General features: G+C 37.3%; 5 protein-coding genes and 1 pseudogene. 2 read left to right on the top strand and 4 right to left on the bottom strand.

What is annotated here, in order from left to right; translation table 11 throughout:
* Nucleotides 1-165: 165 nt before the first annotated feature.
* On the top strand, nt 166-1212 hold the full coding sequence (locus ACFIL7_RS08120) for a Fic family protein (RefSeq protein ID WP_375683497.1): 1047 nt from the start codon (nt 166-168) through the stop codon (nt 1210-1212).
* A gap of 63 nt (nt 1213-1275) precedes the next feature.
* Here ACFIL7_RS08120 and ACFIL7_RS08115 read toward each other — a convergent pair whose 3' ends face one another.
* Genes ACFIL7_RS08115 through ACFIL7_RS08105 form a run of 3 tightly spaced genes read right to left on the bottom strand, consistent with a single transcriptional unit; the run spans nt 1276 to nt 2508 of the window.
* Entirely contained in the window at nt 1276-1554 is a 279-nt protein-coding gene (locus ACFIL7_RS08115; RefSeq protein WP_375635103.1) for a hypothetical protein, read from the bottom strand.
* Nucleotides 1551-2312, bottom strand: a complete 762-nt coding sequence (locus ACFIL7_RS08110; RefSeq protein ID WP_375633229.1) for a phage antirepressor KilAC domain-containing protein — start codon at nt 2310-2312, stop codon at nt 1551-1553. Before ACFIL7_RS08110 ends, ACFIL7_RS08115 begins: the two co-directional genes overlap by 4 nt.
* The gene (locus ACFIL7_RS08105) at nt 2305-2508 is read right to left on the bottom strand and encodes an Arc family DNA-binding protein (RefSeq protein WP_004859798.1); all 204 of its coding nucleotides are present in this window, start codon (nt 2506-2508) and stop codon (nt 2305-2307) included. Before ACFIL7_RS08105 ends, ACFIL7_RS08110 begins: the two co-directional genes overlap by 8 nt.
* Nucleotides 2509-2583: 75 nt before the next feature.
* On the opposite strand from ACFIL7_RS08105, the gene ACFIL7_RS08100 reads away from it, so the two are divergent.
* Nucleotides 2584-2808 carry an Arc family DNA-binding protein gene (locus ACFIL7_RS08100; RefSeq protein ID WP_375612370.1) on the top strand — a complete coding sequence of 75 codons (225 nt, stop codon included), beginning with the start codon at nt 2584-2586 and terminating at the stop codon, nt 2806-2808.
* A 15-nt stretch (nt 2809-2823) separates the two neighbouring features.
* Here the strand turns inward: ACFIL7_RS08100 and ACFIL7_RS08095 are convergent.
* Nucleotides 2824-3276, bottom strand: a pseudogene (locus ACFIL7_RS08095) (Rha family transcriptional regulator); the annotation flags it as partial.
* Nucleotides 3277-3765: the final 489 nt, after the last annotated feature.

Raw genomic sequence — 3765 nt, 5'->3', positions numbered from 1 at the left:
TGCATTATGTGAAACACCCATCTTCTTCGCAAACGCACGAACCGATAGACCCTTACGATTCTTCTTATTCATAGTTGCTCCTTGCTTTTTCTCTGCCATAAGAAGTAAGAGTTTACGGTGTTACGAATGATTGACAATCGGGTATAATCGGGTATATATTCCGGTATGAAAACAGATACACTCCAAATTACACAAGAATTGTTGGCTCTCATTGCTGAAATTGATGAGTTCAAAGGGGCATGGCGCGCACTTGGTACTCTTGCCCCTGAAAGATTGAACGCCCTTCGCCATATTGCTACTGTTGAAAGTATTGGATCTTCTACACGCATTGAAGGGAGTAAGTTAACAGACCGCGAAATCGAACAGCTTTTGGTAAACTTAGAAATTAAACGTTTCAAGAGTCGTGATGAACAAGAAGTTATCGGTTATGCCAAGGTTATGGAAACAATCTTTCAATCTTGGAGTGATATTTCTATTACTGAAAATCATATTAAACAACTTCATCGTGATCTTTTGTGTAATAGTGAGAAAGATCAACGACATCGAGGTGAATATAAGACTTTACGCAATGATGTAGCAGCATTTAATTCTCAAGGGAAAATGGTTGGCATTGTTTTTGAAACAGCTACACCATTTGATACACCATACCGAATGCAAGAGCTTATTACTTGGTTCAATAAAACCAATGAATTAAAGGATCTTCATCCTTTACTTACGATTGGTATTTTTAATGTAACATTTTTAGCTATTCATCCTTTTCAAGATGGAAATGGACGTTTAAGCCGTATCTTAACCACCCTTCTTTTGTTACAAAAAGGTTATGTTTATGTATCATATTCATCACTTGAAAGCATTATTGAGAATAATAAAGAAAGCTATTACTTAGCTCTGAATCAGACTCAAAAAACAATTTATACTAAAACACCCAATTGGGAGCCTTGGATACTCTTTTTTTTACGTGCTCTACAAAAACAAAAACGCCAATTAGAAATAAAAATAGAGAGTGAAAAAAATGCTCTTTTTTCCTTATCTGAATTGGCTCTTAATATTCTTGATTATGTGCGTAATCACGGACGTGTTACAACCCGCGATATGGTGCGTGAGGTTGGTGCAAGCCCTAATACACTTAAAGTAACTTTTACATCATTAGTTGAAAAAGGTCTTTTGATACGTCATGGTGGTGGACGATCAACTTGGTATAGCGCACCTTAATTTTATTGCCTTCTTAACCACCTCCCCATTTTGAGAACGGGGAGGAGAGTTCTGTTTTTGAACTTAAGCAACCTTTTTAATGGGGCTCTCCAAATCAGGTTCATAAGCTTTCAACAAAGGCTCCATAATCGGAGGAGGTTTTAAAGACCCAAAATTTGTAATCATTGCTAAAATCCTGAGTGCATTTGGCGATTCATCTTGAAGTTTTAAAATCACAGCTTCTTCTATTGCATTCATGGTCTCAATGAGGGCATTAAAAGTCTTATCTTCAACATCATCACGATCAGAAAACTGATACAATGCCATCCACAAATCACATAAGAAGTCTATACTGGTATTCATTGCACACCTCCATGGATTTGTTCTCTCAAACAAGCTAATCCTTTTGGTGTAATTTTTGTTGAAGGGAGCACTTTTTCTGTACCATCAGGTCTTTGAATGGTAATAGCAGGACAATCCATAAATCCTTTCTTGATCTTGTCCTGATAAGGTAACAGTGGCGCTCCTGGAGCACGCCGATACACCCAATCATGTTTACGCAAGTAATCAGTTAAATCCTTTGGTCGTACCTCTAACATCTTTGCTGCTTCTATCAAACCGAACAGCCCATCAGAACGTTTTAAACCTTCCAAAGCCTCTGCTTTTGGAGCTAATTTAGCAATGATATTGTCTTTCCGCTCGTTTTCATCTTTTAAATGCGTTAAGACACCAAGCATTACTGCTGGACTGGAGTAGTCAATCGATTGAACATAGGATTGCTTTATCTCGCCCCTACGCCATGCAACAAATAATTTAATAAGCATATAACGGACTTGAGAAGATTTTTCTGTATTCGATAATGTCGCAATCAATAACGCCTGCTCTTCGTTAAGCCAATATTCTGTTACGTTATTGCCCTTTATTACGTGCGCCACAGTGGCGCACCTCCCAAACCGTTCTATTTCTTGCATATTTCTTGTAATTAATTTTCTAACGTCACGTGTACGAACAAACCCTAATTTTTCTGCTAAATCCACATCGCGAACACGAGGCTCGTTTTCGACTTCTCGTAATTTGATTAATTTGTCTTTATTGATAGGTAAGTATGTGCTATTATTCATTGTAATTGACCTCTTTCAGGTTAGTTAGATGTAAAGCGTTAGAGAGAGTTTTTGCGGACTTATGCTCTAGCGCTTTTTCTTTTTTGAGAATGTTAATTATTTCAGATGAAAGAGAGCGATCATTCTCAGTCGCCCGATTAAACAACCACTCCTTTAATGTATGTGGCATATTTATTTTATATTGGATCGTTTTCATTTTACCTCCATATGCACATATTTAGTACCATAAATGTACCTTGTGTCAAGTGTATTTTAGGTATATTTTAGGTGCATGACAAAAAAAGATCGTGTGCAATTTAAATTTCTCATTCCAATTGAACTGAAAAATCAATTGGAAGAGCTTGCTGAGGCAAATCATCGTAGCCTTACGGGTGAAATTCTTGCTCGTTTAGAAGATTCTGTCCGCACTACCGTTACATTAAATCACCTACTGGCAATGAATTCAGAAGATCTCAAAAAGCTCCTTGAACAACTACTCGTGAATAAAAAACAATAAGATGCCACACATAGCCCCCTCAGAACGCTTTAAGCCTTCAAGCGCTTCTGCTTTTGGTGCTAATTCTGCAATAACATGATCTTTCTGCTCTATTTGACTTTGTAAGTGATTCAAAACACCAAGTAATGCCTCCGGTTTAGAGTAGTCAACTTGTGGTGTGGCTACCTGTTTTTCTAATTCTTGCCAGCGGTCAATGATTTTGGCTCGTAAAGCAGTGCTGTAACCAGAAACAAGAATTAAACATTCACGTTTGGGTAAATTATAACAAGGGCGTGTTTTTCCTTGTTCATCAATATAACTGCTTAAAAACTTAGCCGGCTCAAATTTGAGCTCGCTAAATATTTGTTTAATGTCTCGCATAACATTTTTATGCTTCTTACTACATACCCCCGCAATTTCACGACTCGACATAGTCTGAGTGGTAGCACTATTAGCAACACTTTCTGTAATTTTTATAAGAGTGTTCATTATGAACTCATAGATGTTAGAGGTTTTCATTGATACCTTTAAAAGGTATCGGGTGCTGAAAACACGGCATCTAGTCCGTCGTTACGCTTTCCCCATAAGGGTATTGTATAGCGTAACTACACCCGATGAGGTCATTATACACTTGTCGCATATAATGAGTCAAAGCCTTTGCAATGCACAGAAGATCGATTATTTCGGCAATCAATCCGCTAGATGTTTTAAGGTGTTTTCAGGCACCTGATTCGAAAATATATATAAACGCAACAATGTCAAGAATAAAAATAATTTTTATCTAAAAATAATCGCGTACTGTACAGTACACACACTGAAATCATTATTTATCAATGAGTTAAGTGTACAATGTACAGTCAATTTGAAAATTCTATCGCTAGCGATAGTTCGCGCTCGCCTGCCCCGCAACGAAGCCAACCCGCTGAGAAGTACCTTTTGCATTGATTTTATTGATTTTTTTATGAAAAAACAAAGCAT

Origin of the sequence: Bartonella sp. AP3QHHD (assembly GCF_042195765.1) — a bacterium.
Lineage (GTDB): Bacteria > Pseudomonadota > Alphaproteobacteria > Rhizobiales > Rhizobiaceae > Bartonella.
Note: the sequence above shows the minus strand (reverse complement) of the source record. Positions and strands in the feature narration are given on the sequence as shown.

Bases quoted from the DNA above. Each gene is read 5' to 3' on its own strand.
- ACFIL7_RS08115 (WP_375635103.1), bottom strand. From the start codon at position 1,554: ATGAATACCAGTATAGACTTCTTATGTGATTTGTGGATGGCATTGTAT.
- ACFIL7_RS08120 (WP_375683497.1), top strand. From the start codon at position 166: ATGAAAACAGATACACTCCAAATTACACAAGAATTGTTGGCTCTCATT.
- ACFIL7_RS08105 (WP_004859798.1), bottom strand. From the start codon at position 2,508: ATGAAAACGATCCAATATAAAATAAATATGCCACATACATTAAAGGAG.
- ACFIL7_RS08110 (WP_375633229.1), bottom strand. From the start codon at position 2,312: ATGAATAATAGCACATACTTACCTATCAATAAAGACAAATTAATCAAA.
- ACFIL7_RS08100 (WP_375612370.1), top strand. From the start codon at position 2,584: ATGACAAAAAAAGATCGTGTGCAATTTAAATTTCTCATTCCAATTGAA.